The following is a 1,596-nucleotide window of genomic DNA, read 5'->3' on the forward strand; positions in this document are numbered from 1 at the left end:
AGATCGAGATCCGACATCATGATGATCGGGGTCTGCAGGCGCTCGGCCAGATCAAAGGCCTGCACCGCCATCTCGAAACATTCCTGCGGCGTCGCCGGGAACAGCAGCACCTGCTTGGTGTCGCCATGGCTGGCATAGGCCGAGGCCAGGATGTCCGACTGCTGGCTGCGGGTCGGCATGCCGGTCGAGGGACCGGATCGCTGGACGTTGATCAGCACCACCGGCACTTCGGCAAAATAGGCCAGGCCCAGGAATTCGCTCATCAGAGACACCCCCGGCCCCGAGGTGGCGGTAAAGGCCCGCGCGCCGTTCCAGCCGGCGCCGACCACCATGCCCATGGCGGCCAGCTCGTCCTCGGCCTGCACGATGGCATAGTTCTTCTTGCCGGTGCCGGGGTCGATGCGCATGCGCTTGGCGTATTTGGCAAAACTGTCCACCACCGAGGTCGAGGGGGTGATCGGATACCAGGCGGCGACGGTGGCGCCGCCATAGATCGCCCCCAGCGCGGCAGCGGTATTGCCGTTCATCAGGATATGCGGGGTTTCAAGGATATGCGGCGCCACATTGCCGCCCTTTTCCAGCCGGATCGGCAGCGGGCACTGGAAGTTCTCGGTCGCGTATTGATAGCCCATCTCGAGCGCGTGCACGTTCGAGGAAATCAGCTTTTCCTTGCCCTTGAACTGGTCGTTCAGCAGCCCTTTTAGAATCTGGAAGTCGATGTCCAGCAGCGCTGCCAGCGCGCCCACGTAAACCACGTTCTTCAGCAGCTGCTGAAGTCGCGGCACCGGGAATTCCCTCATGCACATCTCGGTGAAGGGAATGCCGAAGTAATGGATGTCGTCGCGTTTCAGGTTCGCCGCCAGCGGCTTGGTGTTGTCATAGATGAAATAGCCGCCCGGCTCGATGCTGGCGATGTCCTTTTCCATGCTCTGCGGGTTCACGCAGACCATGAGGTCGACGCCGCCGCGCCGCCCGAGATAGCCCTTGGAGCTGACCCGCACCTCGTACCAGGTCGGCAGACCCTGGATGTTCGACGGGAAGATGTTGCGCGGGCTGACCGGGATGCCCATGCGGAAAATCGCCTTTGCAAACAGATGGTTGGCCGAGGCGGATCCGGTGCCGTTCACATTGGCGAACTTGACGACGAAATCGTTGATACCCTTAATCTGTTTCATTCCGCCGCCTCCTTGAGCATCGGGGTGGGCTTGGCCATGGTGTAAAGGAATTTCTGCATGTCCCAGGCCGCCGTCGGGCAGCGCTCGGCACAGAGGCCGCAGTGCAGGCAGACGTCTTCGTCCTTGACCATGACCTTGCCGGTGGGCAGCGTGCCCGAGACATAGACCGGCTGCTCGGCGTTGGTGGCCGGGACCAGAAGGCGGGCGCGCAGCTCGTCCTCGGGGCCGTTTTCGACGAAGCTGATGCAGCTGGTCGGGCAGATGTCGGTGCAGGCATCGCATTCGATGCAGGCCTGGGTGGTGAAGACGGTCTGCGCGTCGCAGTTGAGGCAGCGTTCGGCCTGCACGAAGGCGGTGCCGGCGTCAAAGCCCAGCTCGACCTCGAGAGTCTTGCTCTTCAGCGCCTTTTCCAGCTCGACCA

General features: G+C 62.6%; 2 protein-coding genes. Both read right to left on the reverse strand.

Annotation, left to right across the window (positions count from 1 at the left end):
• A partial coding sequence (locus ABZD10_RS15525) for a 2-oxoacid:acceptor oxidoreductase family protein (protein WP_372887919.1) occupies positions 1–1,175 on the reverse strand: 1,175 nt, incomplete at its 3' end.
• The coding region (locus tag ABZD10_RS15530) for an NADH-quinone oxidoreductase subunit I (protein WP_372887921.1) at positions 1,172–1,596 on the reverse strand (425 nt) is incomplete at its 5' end. The genes ABZD10_RS15525 and ABZD10_RS15530, both read right to left, overlap by 4 nt.

The sequence above is a fragment of the Shimia sp. genome (genome assembly GCF_041624275.1).
Lineage (GTDB): Bacteria > Pseudomonadota > Alphaproteobacteria > Rhodobacterales > Rhodobacteraceae > Shimia.